Raw genomic sequence first — 15839 nt, forward strand, 5'->3', positions numbered from 1 at the left:
CGTTCATCGATAGTGTCCAAACCCCCCATCGATCCGCGCACATTCCGCAATGTGCTGGGGCAGTTCTGTACCGGCATCACGGTGATCACCACCGAGCACGAGGGCGCCCCGGTCGGGTTCGCCTGCCAGTCGTTCGCCGCGCTGTCGCTGGATCCACCGCTGGTGTTGTTCTGCCCGACCAAGGTGTCGCGCTCGTTTGCGGTCATCGAGGCCAGCGGCCGATTCTGCGTGAACATCCTGCACGAGAGCCAGAAGGACGTCTCGGCGCGATTCGGATCCAGGGAGTCTGACAAGTTCGCCGGAATCGCCTGGTCGCCGTCGCAGCTCGGATCCCCGGTGATCGCGGGCACGCTCGCACACATCGACTGCACCGTGCACTCGGTGCACGACGGGGGCGACCACTACGTCGTCTTCGGCGCGGTGCACTCGCTGTCGGACGTGCCGAGGAAGAAGCCCAGGCCGCTGTTGTTCTACCAGGGCCAGTACACCGGCATCGAGCCCGACAAGACCACCCCGGCGGACTGGCGAAACGACCTCGAGGCGTTCCTGACCGCCACCACCGACGACACCTGGCTGTAGCTACGTCTGGTGCGGTGCGGGCTCGGTTCTGTGTTTGAGGCGTTGGGTGAGCATGTGCGCCGCGTGTAGCAGTGCCTGGCCGAGCTGATCCGTGCGCTCGCCGGCAAATCGTGATTCCACGCCCGTCAGGCTCAACGCCCACTGGGGCTGGTTCAGTGCATCGAACACCGCGGCGCCGATACCCCAGCTGCCTTCGACTATCAGACCTGGGTTGACCGAGTAGCCGTCGATCCTGGTCTGGCTGATCCGGTTTTCGATCGCCGAACGTGAATGTGTGCTACCCCAGCTTTTCTCGAGGTCGCTGTCGGATAGGTGGCGTTCGCAGTCGGCGTCGGGCATGTGCGCGAGGATCGCCAAGCCTGCCGATGCCACTCCCAGCGGGAACCGCCGGCCCGGGTAGAGGATGTGCGACCGAAGCGGAAAGCTGCCCTCAACCGCAGACACGCACACCGACTCCTGGCCGCGGCGCGCCGACAGGAAGGCGCTCTCTCCGGTCTCGTGGGCCAGTGCGTGCAGGATGTCGCCGGCAACGGCGGCAGCGTCGTAACGAGTCGTCGCGATCGACCCGAGCAGGAAGATCTCCGGGCCGAGGTACCACAGCCCGGTGTCGGGTTCTCGGTCGATGAGGCCCTGGTCGGCCAGCGCAGTGAGCATGCGGTGGGCCGTAGCCCGCGGTATGTGGGCGCTGCGGGCGAGCGCGGTGGTGGTGGCGCCCGCACCGCCGGTGCCACCGACGGCTCGCAGGATGGCCGCGACGCGGGAGATGACCGGCGCTCCGGGTTGGGTCACGATGACAGCATAGCGTCCACTGAGTGGACGCAGTATGGGTTCGCCGTCCCGTCAGGCGAACAGATTTCCGTGCCGCAGCTCAAACCTTGTGGTGTCACGCCATCAGTGGTGTCATGGGCGTGAACACCTCGCGTTCGTTGAGCGAACGCATCGACAGGAAGTTGTCATACTGATGTCCAGTAAGGTAGTCGAGGACGTCCACGCGGCGGTCGCGGACGTGGGCAGTGGATCCACCCTCGCAGTCGGCGGTTTCGGCTTGTGCGGCATTCCCGATGCGCTCATCGAAGCGCTCGCCGCTTCCGGTGTGGACAACCTGGAGGTGTACTCCAACAACTGCGGCGTCGACGGTGAGGGGCTCGGAGTGCTGCTCGGCCTCGGGCGCATCCGCCGCGTGACGGCGTCATACGTGGGCGAGAACAAGGAGTTCGCCCGGCAGTACCTGGCCGGTGAACTGGAGGTCGAGCTGACCCCGCAGGGCACCCTCGCCGAGCGGCTGCGGGCGGGCGGAGCCGGAATCCCGGCGTTCTTCACACCAGCTGGCGTCGGAACACCGGTGGCCGACGGCGGCCTGCCGTGGCGCTACGCCGCGGACGGATCGGTCGCCGTCGCATCACCGCCGAAGGAGACCCGCGAGTTCGACGGTCAGCGGTACGTCCTGGAGACCGGAATCCGGACCGACTTCGCCCTGGTGCACGCGAGCGTCGGCGACACCTATGGCAATCTGGTGTTCGACAAGACGGCGATGAATTTCAATCCGCTGGCGGCAATGGCCGGCCGCATCACCATCGCCCAGGTCGAAAAGCTGGTGCAGCCAGGTGAACTCGACCCGGACGCCATCCATTTGCCCGGCGTCTTCGTCAAGCGGATCGTCGAGACCGGGCCGCAGCGGGCACGAATCGAAAAGCGCACGGTCCGGGACGAGGCAGGAGAATCAGCATGACCGAGCCGCAAACCAAGCCAGGCTGGAGCCGCACCGAGATGGCGCGGCGGGTCGCTCGCGAACTCGAGGACGGCCAGTATGTGAACCTCGGCATCGGGCTGCCTACTCTGGTGCCTGCGTACTTGTCGGCCGACGTCCGGGTGACGTTGCACTCCGAGAACGGCATCCTCGGCACCGGCCCCTATCCGACCGAGAGCGAGGTCGACGCCAACCTCATCAACGCGGGCAAGGAGACTGTCACGGTGCTCCCGGGTGCGGCGTTCTTCGATTCGGCGATCTCGTTCGGGATGATCCGCGGTGGCCACATCGACGTCGCAGTCCTGGGCGGCATGGAGGTCTCCCGTTACGGGGATCTGGCGAACTGGATGGTGCCCGGCAAGATGGTCAAGGGCATGGGTGGCGCGATGGACCTGGTACACGGGGCGGCACACGTCATCGTCCTGATGGAACACACCGACAAGCAGGGCAATCCGAAGATCGTCGAGCAGTGCAGTCTCCCGCTGACCGGTGAGCGGGTCGTGCACCGGATCGTCACCGATCTCGGGGTCGTCGACGTCGGGACCGACGGTGAGCTGATCCTCGTGGAGACAGCCCCGGGCGTGTCGATCGATCAGATCCGGGCCGCGACGGGCGCCCCGCTGACTGTCGGTGCGGAGTTTGCCGGCGCGCCTGCCTGACCTGCGCGCCTGCCTGACCTGCGCGCCTGCCCGACCTGCGCACCTTCGTCGATCCCTGTGCCCGCCAGACGGGCACGCTTGCCTGACCCGCGTGGCGTGAGCCGTTTCTCAACCTGCCCTGATCCGGCAGGTGCTCCTACCGTTGCCCACTGACATTTCCGGGCATCGTCGAGTGGGTTGTACACAGTTCCGATTTTTTCCACAGCCGGAGCCAATGCTGGGACTAGCGTCGGCGAAGGCCTGAGCGCCCGACTACATTCGAATATGTGTTCGATTTGCTGGTCGCCGAGGCGGACTCCGCCCGCACCCCGGGTGCCCGGGTCGCGGCATGCTCCCGGCTGGAGAATGCCGCGTGTGCGGCACGGCTGGCGGCGATGGCCGACATGCTCGCCGCCGCCCACGCCGCTGACGGCTCGGCCGAGCGCGAACAGTGGCGGCTGGACAACTGGGGCGCGGTCTGCGCCCAGATCGGCGCCGCCCACGCGGTGACCAGCGGAGTGGCCTCCGGGCTGCTGACCGATGCACTGACCCTGCGGGAACGGCTGCCGAAGCTGGCCGCGATCTTCGCCGTCGGCCGCATCGGCTACCGGTTGGTGCACCTGATCTGTGCGCGCACCCTGCTGGTCACCGATCAGGCCGCGCTGCGGGCGGTCGACGCCGACCTGGCCGCCTTGCTCGCTTCACCGGCGGCGATGTCGCGCCACGAGGCCGAGCAGGCCATAGATGCACTGGTTGCGCGCCACGATCCCTTCGCGGTGCGCCGCACCCAGTCCAATAGCCGGGGTTGCCACGCCGACATCACCGTCGACGGCGGCTCCGGTGTCGCGCATCTGGATGCGGCGCTGCTGGCCACTGACGGTGCAGCGGTTGATCAACGGCTCGACGCGCTGGCCCGCACAGTCTGCGAGCGGGATCCCCGAACTCTGGATCAGCGCCGCGCGGCCGCGTTGGGTGCGATGGGGTTCGGCTGGGACCGACTGCCCTGCCTCTGCGAGACGGACGATTGCGATGCAGCGGCCAGACCGGCCGCCGGCGGGGTGGTCATCCACGTCCTCGCCCACCCCGACACCGTCGCCGCGAACACCCCGTCGGACACCGGACCGGTACCACCGCCGACCGGCCCCGCTGCCTCGCCACCGCCTTCGACCGGGCCTGGCGCCGTGCCGTCGCCGACTGAGTCCGACGCCGCCCCAACGCCTTCCGCGCCTGAACCCGATGGACCGGGCAACGAATCCGGCTCGGAGCCGACGCGGAACCCGGACCCGACGCCGACGCAGAACCTGAGCCATGGCGCCGAGGCCACGGCAGCGCCCGTGGGCGACCTGGCTGAGCAGCGCCGGGCCCTGGTCGGCGAGCAGCCCCCGCTCCTGCCGAAGCCCTGGTACAGCTACACCTTGTCGGGGCTGACGGCCGCGCTGAACACCGACTCCGGCGAGCACTGCCCCGCACGCCCCGGGGTGATCCTCGGCGGTGCGGTACTGCCCGCCCCGATCATCGCCCAGCTCGCCGTGCACGCCGCCATCACGCCGGTGCGCCACCCCGGTCAGGCACCGCCCGAGCCGCGGTACCGGCCCTCCACAGCGCTTGCACGATTCGTGCGCTGTCGCGACCAGACCTGCCGGTTTCCCGGCTGCACCAAGCCGGCCACCGTCTGCGACATCGACCACACCAACCCGTACCCGTACGGTCCGACGACGGCTTCCGGCCTCGCTTGCCTGTGCCGTGAACACCACCTGCTGAAGACTTTCTGGCCCGGCTGGCACAACCGACAGCTATCCGACGGCACCATCATCTGGACCGACCCGGACGGCAACAAACACACGACCTATCCCGGCAGCCGGGTGCTGTTCCCCGAACTGTGCGCCCCCACCGCCGAGGTCACCGGCAGCACCAGTGCACCGGCGAAGCACACCGCCGGACTGACCATGCCCAAACGCGCCACTACCCGCGCCCAAGACCGAGCCCGCCGTATCGACGACGAACGCAAAGCCAATGTCACTGATGCGAGCTCGTGAACCCCGCCGCCAACAGTGGCGCATACTGCGCTATGCCAGCCAGGCGCCGATGCGGCGCAGTGCCTCCTCGATGTCGCCGGACGGGCCGGCGAACGACAGTCGCACGAATGCGCCACCGCGCACGGTGTCGAAGTCGACACCCGGGGCGATCGCAACCCCCGTATCTGCCAGCAGCTTCGAGCAGAACGCCAGCGAGTCGGTGGTCAGATGCGAGACGTCGGCGTAGACGTAGAACGCGCCGTCGGTGGGCGCCAGCCGGTCGATACCGATCGCCCGTAGGCCGTCGAGCAGCATCCGCCGGTTGGCCGTATAGCCGTCCAGCAGGGACTCGGCCTCCGCGATGGACCCCGGTGTGAACGCCTCGACGGCGGCAACCTGCGGGAGCACCGGTGGGCAGATGGTGAAGTTCCCGGTGAGGCGGTCCACCGCCCGCCTGAGCTCCTGCGGTACCAGCAGCCAGCCCAGTCGCCAGCCGGTCATCGCGAAATACTTCGAAAAGCTGTTGACCACAACGGAATTCCTGGACGTCTGCCACGCGCAGCTGGTCTCGGGGGAGCCCTCGTACACCAACCCGTGATAGACCTCGTCGCTGATCAGTCGCGTTCCCGTGGAGTCGCACCAGGAGGCGATCGCGGCGAGCTCCTCGGGTGGGATCACCGTGCCGGTCGGGTTCGCGGGGCTGGCCACGATCACCCCGGCCACCGGCGGGTCCAGCTCGGCCAGCATCTGCACCGTCGGCTGGAACCGGGTGTCCGGTCCGCAGGGGATCTCCACCACCTCGCAGCCCAGCGCCGAGAGAATGTTGCGGTAGCAGGGGTACCCGGGGCTGGCGATCGCGACCCGGTCACCGACGTCGAAGCAGGCCAGGAACGCCAGCAGGAAGCCGCCGGAGGAGCCCGTCGTGATGACGACGTCGTCGACGTCGACGGTGAGCTGATGCCGGTCGAGGTAAGACCCGGCGATCGCGGCGCGAAGCTCCGGGATCCCCAGTGCCACCGTGTACCCGAGCTGGTTGTCGCTCAGCGCCTTGACCCCGGCGTCGCGCACCGCCGTCGGGGCACCGGCGCTGGGCTGGCCCGCCGACAGATTCACCAGATCGCCGTGCGTGCGCTGGCGCTGCGCGGCGGCCAACCACACATCCATCACATAGAACGGCGGAATCCCGGACCGAAGCGCTGGGCCCTTGTTGCTCCTCGCGTCCGCAGAAGTCACGGTCTCAGGCTAGAACACCTCGGATTCCAGGCGGCGCAGCTGTTCGCGCGGCCGGCCGAGCAGCTGGGCGCTGCCGTGGGCCCGCTTGAAGTACAGCTGGATGTCACTTTCCCAGGTGATCGCGATGCCACCGTGCATCTGCACGGCCTCGGCGGCGACCTTCGAGAAGGCCTCGCTGGCGGCCAGTCGGGCCAGCGCGGCCCCGGTCGGGGACGGCTCGGCCAACGCCTCGTCGACTACCGCCCGCGCGGACTGCACCGCGACATAGAGATCCGCCATCCGGTGCTTGAGCGCCTGGAAGCTTCCGATCGGACGGCCGAACTGCACCCGGTCCTTGGTGTACTGCACGGTCAGATACAGGCAGCGCGACGCGGCGCCGATCTGCTCGCACGCCAGCAGGATCGCGGCGAGGCCGGCCAGTCCGGGGTCCGGACCGATCCGCGCGGTGCCGCCGGGTGTCACCCGGGACAGCCGCCGGGTCGGGTCCATCGCCACCGCGGCGTGCGCGCTGTTGGAGGTCCAGCGGGTCAGGGTGTCACCGTCGGTGGCGATGACCACGTCTGCGACATCGCCGTTGACGACATATCCCGCGTCGAAGACCACGGTGCCGATCGAGGCGCCCTCGGCCAGTCTCTCCAGGGTCTCGGCGTCGGGTTCGTCGACGGACAACAGCGCGAGCTCGGCGAGCGTGGTCCCCAACAGCGGCGTGGGCACCAGAGCCTTGCCCAGTTCCTCGATGACGACCGCGGCGTCGGCCAACTCTCCGCCGGCACCGCCCAGTTCTTCGGGCACCACCAGCGCAGCGGCGCCGACCTGCTCGCACAGCATCGTCCACAGCGCCTTGTCGTAGCCATGCTCGGAGTCCATCGCCGCGCGCACGGCCTCGGGTGACGCGTGCTTATCGACGAGCGTTGCGACGGTGTCGCGCAACAGTTCCCGTTCCTCGCTCACAAGGCCTCCAGTACTCGGCGCCGGTGCCAGGCCGGATCGCCCCACGCGGGGCGAAGAGCCTGCACCCGCAACAGTTGCAGCGACAGGTCGTGCTCGGAGGTGAAGCCGATGGCGCCGTGGGTCTGCAATGCAGAGCGGGCCGCGAGCAGCGCCGCGTCGGCGGCGGCGACCTTGGCGGCGCTGACGTCGCGGGCGGTGTCCGGCGACTCTGAGGCTAGCGACAGCGCCGCCCCATACACCAGCGGGCGCGCCAGCTCCACGGCGATGAGCACGTCGGCCAGCTTGTGTTTGATCGCCTGGTAGGTGCCGATCACGGTGCCGAACTGGCTGCGCTGCTTGGCGTATTCCACGGCGGCGTCGAGCATGGCCTGCCCGGCGCCGACCAGCTGCGCAGCGGTGGCCAGCGCGCCGAACTCGAAGGCGCGACCGGTGTCGGCGGTCCGCGACTCACTGGAGGGGTTGACGGAGAACAGCTTTCGGCTGGGATCCACCGACTCCTGGTGATCGGCGGGCGATGCGTCCCGCACCGAGCCGCCCTCGGCGTACAGGATCAGGCCTGCGGTGTCGGCGTCCACCGCGCGGGGGACCAGCGGTGGTGCCGCTACCGTGACGATCAGTTCACCGGAGGCGAGGGCCGTGGCTCGTTCGTCGTCGGCGAGCAGGATCGGCGCCACCGCAATCGATTCGGTGACCGGCCCCGGGACGCACCAGCGGCCCAGCCGTTCGGCCGCCACCACCAGGTCGACGGGGTGCGCCTCGATACCGTCGAACTTCTCGGGGACCAGCAGGGCGGTAACGCCGAGGTCGGCCAGCTGGGCCCACACCTTGCGCCCGGGCGCGGTATCGCCGGCCGCCCAGGATCGGACAGCGCCGGGCAGATCGGCCGCCCCCAGCGCCGCGTCGATGCTGGCCGCGAAGTCGCGCTGCTGTTCGTCGATCTCGAAGTTCACGTGGTCTACTTTCGGGGCAGGCCCAGCAGCCGCTCGGCGATGATGTTGCGCTGGATCTCGTTGGTTCCGGCGTAGATCGGCCCGCCGAGCGCGAACAACAGCCCGTCGGTCCAGTTGTAGTTCGCCTCCTCGCGTGCGGCAGGATCGGCGAGCTCGCCGTCGGCCCCGCGCAGGTCCAGCGCCGTCTGGTGCAACGCGACGTCGAGTTCGGACCAGAACACCTTGGTGATCGACGACTCTGCACCCAGTTCGCCGCCGCCCGCCACCCTGGTGACGGTGCCGAAGGTGTGCAGCCGGTAGGCCTGTGCCTTGATCCAGGCGTCGGCGACCCGATCGGTGAACGCCGGATCGGGATTGTCCTTCCATTGTGCGACAAGTCGTTCCGCGGGGGCCAGGAACCGGGCCGGGCTGCGCAGCGACATGCCGCGTTCGTTGCTCGACGTGCTCATCGCCGCACGCCAGCCGTCGTGCACCTCGCCGATGACGTCCTCGTCGGGGACGAACACGTCGTCGAGGAAGATCTCACCGAATCCGGTGTTGCCGCCCAGTTGGGCGATCGGGCGGACCGTCACGCCGTCGGCCTTCAGGTCGAACATCACGTACGTCAGGCCCTTGTGCCGTTGGGCTTGCGGATCCGACCGGAACAGCCCGAACGCCCGTTCGCCGAACACGGCGCGCGAACTCCAGATCTTCTGTCCGTTGAGCAGCCAGCCGCCGTCGGTCCTGGTGGCCGTCGATCGCAGCGAGGCGAGGTCGCTTCCCGACTCGGGTTCCGACCAGGCCTGCGCCCAGATCTCCTCTCCGCTGGCCATTTTCGGTAGTACGCGATCGAGCTGTTCCTCAGTGCCGTGTTCGAACAGCGTCGGGGCCAGCATCGACGTGCCATTGGCGCTGGCCCGGCCCGGGGCACCGGCGCGGAAGTACTCCTCCTCGAAGACCACCCACTGCAGCAGGGTGGCGTCCCGGCCGCCGTAACGTTCCGGCCAGGTGACCACCGACAGGCCGGCGTCGAACAGTACTTTGTCCCAGCGCCGATGCTGCTCGAAACCCTCTGCGGTGTCGTAGGACTTCGTCGGGAACGAATCCCTTTTCGCCGTGAGGAACTCGCGCACCTCGGTCTGGAAGGCGCGGGTGTGGGCGTCGAAGTCGAGGTCCAACTCAGGCCCTTTCAGTGCTGTCGGCGAGGCCGCGCAGCTGCGGCTTGACGACCTTGCCGCCGGGGTTGCGCGGCAGTGCGTCGATGAACTGGACCGAACGCGGGGTCTTGAAATTGGCGAGATGCTCGCGGGTGTAGTCGATCACCGTCTGTTCGTCGAGCCGGGCGCCGGGCAGTGCGACGACGAACGCCTTGCCGACCTCGCCGAGCCGATCGTCGGGTACCCCGATCACCGCGGCCTCGGCGACGCCGGACAGCCGGGCCAGCACCTGCTCGACCTCGGCCGGGTAGACGTTGAACCCTCCGCAGATGTACATGTCCTTGAGCCGGTCGGTGATCTTGAGGTTGCCCGCGTCGTCGAGCGCGCCGACGTCGCCGGTGTGCAGCCAGCCGTCGGCGTCGATCGCCGCGGCGGTGGCGGCGGGGTCGTCGAGGTAGCCGAGCATCACGTTGGGCCCGCGCAAGAGCACCTCACCGGTCTCCGTGTCGTCAGCCGAGGCGATCCGCAGCTCGAAGTCGGCGATCGGGCGTCCCGACGTGGTCGCGACCGTGACCGCGTCGTCGTCGGCGCGGCACATGGTGCCGAAGCCGCTGGCCTCGGTCAGCCCGTAGGCGGTCAGCACGACGTCGATGTCGAGCTCGCTCTGCATCCGCTCGATCAGCACCACCGGGATGGTGGCCGCGCCGGTCACCGCGAACCGCAACGAGCTCAGGTCGTAGTCGGGGCGCCCGGGGTGGTCGAGCAGGGTCTGGTAGATCGTCGGTGGCCCGGGCAGCACGGTGATCCGCTGTTCTTGCACCGTGGCCATCGCCTGCTCGGGGTCGAACGTGAGCTGCGGGATCAACGTGGCGCCGGTCTGCAGGCAGGCCAGGATTCCGGCCTTGTAGCCGAAGTTGTGGAAGAACGGATTGATGCAGAGGTAGCGGTCGTCGCTGCCGACCTGTCCGCAGGCGGCCCACGCCGCTGATGCGTCCAGCGACTGGCGATGTGCGCACAATACGCCTTTGCTGCGGCCGGTCGTGCCGGAGGTGAACAGGATGTCGGAGACGTCGTCGGGCCCGACGGCTGCCGAGCGGGCGTCGACCTCGGTCAACTCGACGTTCGCGGCGCGGGCGATGAACTCGTCCCACGTTCCGTCGTCCGAGTCGACCGGGATCCGCACCACATGACGCAGCGTGGGCAGCGCCTCGGGATCCACGCCGGCGGCCTTGTCGGTGCCGAGGAACTCGCCCGAGGCGAACAGCAGTGGCGCGCCGGTGCGGGACAGGATGTCGGTGGCCTCGCCGGCCGTGTAGCGGGTGTTCAACGGAACCAGGACCCCTCCCGCGCAATGGGTGGCCAGGCAGGCCACCACCCAGTGCCATGTGTTCGGCGACCAGATCGCCACGCGGTCGCCGGGCTCGAGGCCGAAGTCGATCATCGCCGCGGCGGCCTGCCGGACCTGCATGCGCAGCACGGCGAACGTCAGCGTCTGTGCCGGTGTCACCACTGCGTCGTGGTCGGGAAGCTCAGCCGCGATCCGGTCGAGAACCGCCGGAGTGGTTCTCGTGGAGGTCGTCATCGAAACTCCTCTGGGGATCGGGGTACCCGAGCAAGTGCTTGGTAGGTTAGCCTACAGGGGTGATAGAGGTCCAGGAGTTCAGGGCCGAGGTCCGCGACTGGCTCGCCGCCAACCTGGTCGGCGAATACGCCGCGCTGAAGGGCCTGGGTGGGCCCGGCCGCGAGCACGAGGCGTTCGACGAGCGGCTGGCGTGGAACCGCCATCTGGCCGCGGCCGGGTTGACCTGCCTGGGCTGGCCCGAAGAGCACGGCGGCCGGGGCCTGTCGGTCGCCCACCGCGTCGCGTTCTACGAGGAGTACGCCAAGGCCGACGCCCCGGACAAGGTCAACCACTTCGGTGAGGAGCTGCTCGGACCCACCCTCATCGCCTACGGCACCCCCGAGCAGCAGAAGCGTTTCCTGCCCAGGATCCTCGATGTCACCGAGCTGTGGTCGCAGGGCTACTCCGAACCGGGTGCGGGCAGCGATCTCGCCAACGTCTCGACGACCGCGGTGCTCGACGGTGACCAGTGGATCGTCAACGGGCAGAAGGTGTGGACGTCGCTGGCGCACTGGGCGCAATGGTGCTTCGTGTTGGCGCGCACCGAGAAGGGTTCCAAGCGGCACGCCGGACTGTCCTACCTGCTGGTCCCGCTGGACCAGCCGGGCGTCGACATCCGGCCGATCATCCAGCTGACCGGGGACTCGGAGTTCAACGAGGTCTTCTTCGACGACGCCCGCACCGATGCCGATCTGGTGGTCGGCGAGCCTGGCGACGGCTGGCGGGTCGCGATGGGGACGCTGACGTTCGAACGCGGGGTCTCCACGCTGGGCCAGCAGATCCGTTACGCCCGTGAGCATTCCAATCTGGTCGAGTTGGCCAAGCGCACCGGCACGGCCGACGACCCGGTGATCAGGGAACGACTCACCCGGTCGTGGGCCGGGTTGAAGACGATGCGCTCCTATGCGCTGGCCACGATGGACCTGGGGCAGCACCGGGGCCGCCTCGGCGGCCACATGGGCGGAGGTCAAGATTCCGTGTCGAAGCTGTTGTGGGCCAACTGGCATCGTGAACTCGGCGAGATCGCGATGGAGGTGCAGGGCATGGCGGGCCTGACCCTGCCGGACGGCGAGTTCGACGAGTGGCAGCGGCTGTTCCTGTTCTCCCGCGCCGACACCATCTACGGCGGATCCAACGAGATCCAGCGCAACATCATCGCCGAGCGGGTGCTCGGCCTGCCCAGGGAGGTGAAAGGATTGTGACACTGGCCATCGCGCCGAAGGAGATCGACGGACACGGCCTGTTGACCGGCAAGGTCGTGCTGGTCACCGCGGCCGCCGGAACCGGCATCGGCTCGTCGGTGGCCCGGCGTGCCCTCGCGGAAGGTGCCGACGTCGTCGTCTCCGACTACCACGAACGACGGTTGGGTGAAACCCGCGACCAGCTGGCCGAACTCGGCCTCGGCCGCGTCGAGAGCGTGGTGTGCGACGTGACGTCCACCGCCGCGGTCGACGCGCTGATCAGCCAGACGGTGGCCGCCGTAGGACGCCTTGATGTGCTGGTCAACAACGCCGGCCTGGGCGGCCAGACGCCGGTCGTCGACATGACCGACGACGAGTGGGACCGCGTGCTGAACGTGACGTTGACCTCGGTGATGCGCGCGACCCGTGCGGCGCTGCGGTACTTCCGCGACGTGCCGCACGGCGGTGTCATCGTGAACAACGCCAGCGTGCTGGGCTGGCGTGCCCAGCACTCGCAGGCGCACTACGCCGCGGCCAAGGCGGGGGTGATGGCGCTGACCCGCTGTAGCGCGATCGAGGCGGTCGACTACGGCGTGCGGATCAACGCGGTTGCCCCCAGCATCGCCCGGCACAAGTTCCTGGAGAAGACCAGCAGCTCGGAGCTGCTGGACCGGCTGGCCGAGGGTGAGGCGTTCGGCCGTGCGGCCGAGCCGTGGGAGGTCGCGGCCACGATCGCGTTTCTGGCCAGCGACTACTCCAGTTACCTGACTGGAGAAGTGATCTCGGTGTCGAGCCAGCACCCATGACCACCCAGCGTGCAGCGGCGGTACCGAGTCCGCCGGCCAACACCAGACGCGACGAGCTGCTGCGGCTCGCCGCGACGATGTTCGCTGAGCGCGGGCTGCGGGCGACCACGGTCCGTGACATCGCCGACTCCGCGGGAATCCTCTCCGGCAGCCTGTATCACCATTTCAAGTCCAAGGAACAAATGGTGGAGGAGGTCCTGCGGGATTTCCTGGACTGGCTTTTCACGCGGTACGAGGAGATCGTCGCCGGCACGGCGGATCCCATGGAGCGGGTGAAGGGACTGTTCATGGTCTCGTTCGAGGCCATCGAGCATCGGCACGCGCAGGTCGTCATCTACCAGGATGAGGCCAAGCGGCTGAACCCACTGCCGCAGTTCGGCTTTCTCGAGGAGCGCAACCGCGAGCAACGCAGGATGTGGGTGGAGGTCCTCAAACAGGGCGTCGCCGAGGGCAGCTTCCGGCCCGATCTCGACGTCGATCTCGTCTACCGCTTCATCCGCGACACCACCTGGGTTTCGGTCCGCTGGTATCAGCCCGGCGGACCGCTCACGGCCGAACAGGTCGGCAACCAATACCTCGCCATCGTGCTCGGTGGCATCACGACAGAAGGAGAACACCAATGACTGAGGCGTATGTCATCGATGCGGTGCGCACCGCCGTCGGTAAGCGCAACGGTTCGCTGGCCGGTGTGCACCCGGTGGACCTCGGAGCGGTGGGTTGGCGCGGGTTGTTGGAACGCGTCGACATCGACCCGGGTGCGGTGGACGATGTCATCGCCGGTTGCTTGGACACGATCGGGCCGCAGGCCGGCAATATCGCGCGGTTGTCTTGGCTGGCCGCGGGTTACCCCGAGGAGGTGCCCGGGGTCACCGTCGACCGGCAGTGCGGGTCGAGCCAGCAGGCCATCTCGTTCGGCGCCCAAGCGATCATGTCCGGCACGGCCGATCTGATCGTCGCCGGTGGCATGCAGAACATGAGCCAGATCCCGATCAGCTCTGCGATGACCGTCGCCGAGCAGTTCGGATTCACCTCACCCACAAACGAATCGAAGAGCTGGCTACACCGCTACGGTGATCAGGAGATCTCCCAGTTCCGCGGGGCGGAGTTGATCGCCGAGAAGTGGGACATCTCACGTGAGGACATGGAGCGGTTCGCGCTGACCAGCCACCAGCGGGCCCAGGCCGCCATCCGGGCCGGGTACTTCGAGAACGAGATCATCGAGATCGACGGGTTCCGTACCGACGAGGGGCCGCGGGAGACCTCGCTGGAGAAGATGGCCGGCCTCAAGACGCTCACCGACGGTGGCCGGCTGACCGCGGCGATGGCCAGCCAGATCTCCGACGGCGCCAGCGCGGTGCTGCTCGCCTCCGAGCAGGCGGTCAAGGATCACGGTCTGCGGCCACGTGCGCGCATCCACCACATCAGCGCACGTGGTGCGGATCCGGTGTTCATGCTCACCGGACCGATTCCGGCCACCCGATACGCACTGGAGAAGACCGGTCTGTCGATCGACGACATCGACACCGTGGAGATCAACGAGGCATTCGCCCCGGTCGTGCAGGCGTGGCTCAAGGAAACCGGGGCCGACCCGGACAAGGTCAACCCCAACGGGGGTGCCATCGCGCTCGGGCATCCGCTCGGTGCCACCGGCGCAAAGCTTTTCGCGACGATGCTGAACACACTGGAGCGCATCGGCGGACGCTACGGCCTGCAGACGATGTGCGAGGGTGGCGGCACGGCCAACGTGACCATCATCGAACGCCTGTAGCCGTGCCCGCGCGCCGCCGAAATGGCATTCCAGCAGAAGAAGGCCGAGAAGGCGCCTGCCGGAATGCCAGTTCGGCGGATCAGTGGTCGTGCAGGATCACGCCCCGGATGTTGCGGCCCGCGCGCATGTCGGCGTAGCCCTCGTTGACCTCCGCCAGCTTGTACTCGTGTGTGACGGTCTCGTCGAGCAGCAGCTTGCCCTCCCGGTAGAGGCTCATCAGCCGGGGAATGTCGGCGCGCGGGTTGGCCTCGCCGTACAGGCTGCCCAGCAGCCGCTTCTGGAACAGCGTGAACATCATCATCGACAGTGTCGGGGTGGTGTCGTTCATCGACGCGATCGCGGTCATCACGACGGCCCCGCCCTTGCGGATGATGTTGGCCGCGTCTTCGAGCATCGCGCCCTCGAGCAGGCCCATGGTCAGGATGGCCGAGTCGGCCATCACCCCACGGGTCAGCTCGGCGACCAGTGCGGTGGCCTCGGGCAGCGAGGTGGTGAAGTGCGTCGCGCCGAACTGAATCGCCTTGTCCCGCTTGGCGTCCACCAGGTCGACGACGACGATGTGCTCGGCACCGGCCAGCCGTGCGCCCTGGATGGCGCCGCTGCCGATGCCGCCACACCCGATCACCACCACGGTATCGCCGGGCCGGACGTCGGCCGTGTTGACCGCCGAGCCCCAACCGGTGGTGACACCGCAGCCGAGCAGGCAGGCCCGCGACAGCGGTAGGTCGTCGTCGATCTTGACGACCGAGGCCTCCGGCACGGTGCCGTACTGCGAGAACGTTCCGACCAGGGCCATCACCCCGATGTCCTGACCGCGCAGCCGGCGCCGGTAACTGCCGTCGAGCTGGGTTCCGGTCATGATCATCGCGCCGAGATCGCACAGGTTCTGATGCCCGGTCGAACAGAACCGGCACCGGCCGCAGGCGGGCAGGAACGAGGCGACCACGTGGTCACCCGGAGCCAGGCCGACGACACCGGGGCCGACCTCCCGCACGATTCCCGCGCCCTCGTGCCCGCCGATAATCGGCAGCGGCGCGGGCAGGTCGCCGGTGCGCACGTGTTCGTCGGAGTGGCACAGGCCGGTCGCCTCCCACGACACCAGCACCTCACCGTCGCGTGGCGGTGCCAGGTCGATCTCCTCGATGGTCCAGTCGGATCCGAATTCCCACAGAATCGCGGCGTTGGTCTTCACCCGTCGGAGTCTAGGAAGATCG

At 68.3% G+C, this 15839-nt stretch carries 15 protein-coding genes; 8 read left to right on the forward strand and 7 right to left on the reverse strand.

Annotated elements, in window-relative coordinates:
• Nucleotides 1–12: 12 nt before the first annotated feature.
• The gene (gene hsaB / locus JDV09_RS04190) at nt 13–579 is read left to right on the forward strand and encodes a 3-hydroxy-9,10-secoandrosta-1,3,5(10)-triene-9,17-dione monooxygenase reductase subunit (RefSeq protein ID WP_308123998.1); all 567 of its coding nucleotides are present in this window, start codon (nt 13–15) and stop codon (nt 577–579) included.
• Here hsaB and JDV09_RS04195 read toward each other — a convergent pair whose 3' ends face one another.
• Nucleotides 580–1368, reverse strand: coding sequence for an IclR family transcriptional regulator (locus JDV09_RS04195; RefSeq protein WP_221367841.1), 789 nt, complete (start codon nt 1366–1368; stop codon nt 580–582).
• A 172-nt stretch (nt 1369–1540) separates the two neighbouring features.
• On the opposite strand from JDV09_RS04195, the gene JDV09_RS04200 reads away from it, so the two are divergent.
• The 3 genes from JDV09_RS04200 (at nt 1541) to JDV09_RS04210 (ending at nt 5000) form a co-directional block, all read left to right on the forward strand.
• Complete coding sequence (locus JDV09_RS04200) at nt 1541–2308, forward strand: CoA transferase subunit A (protein WP_221367842.1); 768 nt, start codon at nt 1541–1543, stop codon at nt 2306–2308.
• Nucleotides 2305–2985, forward strand: a complete 681-nt coding sequence (locus JDV09_RS04205; RefSeq protein ID WP_221367843.1) for a CoA transferase subunit B — start codon at nt 2305–2307, stop codon at nt 2983–2985. The genes JDV09_RS04200 and JDV09_RS04205 overlap by 4 nt, the downstream gene beginning before the upstream one ends.
• Nucleotides 2986–3251: 266 nt before the next feature.
• Entirely contained in the window at nt 3252–5000 is a 1749-nt protein-coding gene (locus JDV09_RS04210) for an HNH endonuclease signature motif containing protein (RefSeq protein WP_221367844.1), read from the forward strand.
• A gap of 30 nt (nt 5001–5030) precedes the next feature.
• Here JDV09_RS04210 and JDV09_RS04215 read toward each other — a convergent pair whose 3' ends face one another.
• The 5 genes from JDV09_RS04215 to fadD3 form a co-directional block, all read right to left on the reverse strand.
• A complete protein-coding gene (locus JDV09_RS04215) occupies nt 5031–6143 on the reverse strand; it encodes a pyridoxal phosphate-dependent aminotransferase (RefSeq protein ID WP_221367890.1) in 1113 nt (370 codons plus the stop codon).
• Between the two features lie 78 nt (nt 6144–6221).
• Nucleotides 6222–7163 carry an acyl-CoA dehydrogenase IpdE2 gene (gene ipdE2 / locus JDV09_RS04220; protein WP_221367845.1) on the reverse strand — a complete coding sequence of 314 codons (942 nt, stop codon included), beginning with the start codon at nt 7161–7163 and terminating at the stop codon, nt 6222–6224.
• The gene (locus tag JDV09_RS04225; protein ID WP_221367846.1) at nt 7160–8113 is read right to left on the reverse strand and encodes an acyl-CoA dehydrogenase family protein; all 954 of its coding nucleotides are present in this window, start codon (nt 8111–8113) and stop codon (nt 7160–7162) included. Before JDV09_RS04225 ends, ipdE2 begins: the two co-directional genes overlap by 4 nt.
• A gap of 5 nt (nt 8114–8118) precedes the next feature.
• Complete coding sequence (locus JDV09_RS04230) at nt 8119–9270, reverse strand: acyl-CoA dehydrogenase family protein (RefSeq protein WP_221367847.1); 1152 nt, start codon at nt 9268–9270, stop codon at nt 8119–8121.
• 1 nt (nt 9271) lies between these two features.
• The gene (gene fadD3, locus JDV09_RS04235; RefSeq protein ID WP_221367848.1) at nt 9272–10831 is read right to left on the reverse strand and encodes a 3-((3aS,4S,7aS)-7a-methyl-1,5-dioxo-octahydro-1H-inden-4-yl)propanoate--CoA ligase FadD3; all 1560 of its coding nucleotides are present in this window, start codon (nt 10829–10831) and stop codon (nt 9272–9274) included.
• Between the two features lie 59 nt (nt 10832–10890).
• On the opposite strand from fadD3, the gene ipdE1 reads away from it, so the two are divergent.
• The 4 genes from ipdE1 to fadA6 are packed head-to-tail and all read left to right on the forward strand — an operon-like array spanning nt 10891 to nt 14625.
• Nucleotides 10891–12072, forward strand: a complete 1182-nt coding sequence (gene ipdE1, locus JDV09_RS04240; protein WP_221367849.1) for an acyl-CoA dehydrogenase IpdE1 — start codon at nt 10891–10893, stop codon at nt 12070–12072.
• On the forward strand, nt 12069–12857 hold the full coding sequence (ipdF, locus tag JDV09_RS04245) for a (5R,7aS)-5-hydroxy-7a-methyl-1-oxo-2,3,5,6,7,7a-hexahydro-1H-indene-carboxyl-CoA reductase (RefSeq protein WP_221367850.1): 789 nt from the start codon (nt 12069–12071) through the stop codon (nt 12855–12857). The genes ipdE1 and ipdF overlap by 4 nt, the downstream gene beginning before the upstream one ends.
• Nucleotides 12854–13480: a TetR family transcriptional regulator KstR2 gene (gene kstR2 / locus JDV09_RS04250; protein ID WP_221367851.1), complete on the forward strand. Its 627-nt coding sequence runs from the start codon at nt 12854–12856 to the stop codon at nt 13478–13480. The genes ipdF and kstR2 overlap by 4 nt, the downstream gene beginning before the upstream one ends.
• Nucleotides 13477–14625, forward strand: coding sequence for a steroid 3-ketoacyl-CoA thiolase FadA6 (gene fadA6, locus JDV09_RS04255; protein ID WP_221367852.1), 1149 nt, complete (start codon nt 13477–13479; stop codon nt 14623–14625). Before kstR2 ends, fadA6 begins: the two co-directional genes overlap by 4 nt.
• Nucleotides 14626–14704: 79 nt before the next feature.
• Here the strand turns inward: fadA6 and JDV09_RS04260 are convergent, their stop codons facing one another.
• Nucleotides 14705–15817 (reverse strand): NDMA-dependent alcohol dehydrogenase, encoded by a 1113-nt coding sequence (locus tag JDV09_RS04260; RefSeq protein WP_221367853.1) that lies wholly within the window; start codon nt 15815–15817, stop codon nt 14705–14707.
• Nucleotides 15818–15839 lie beyond the last annotated feature (22 nt).

This window comes from Mycolicibacterium xanthum (assembly GCF_019710635.1).
Lineage (GTDB): Bacteria > Actinomycetota > Actinomycetes > Mycobacteriales > Mycobacteriaceae > Mycobacterium > Mycobacterium xanthum.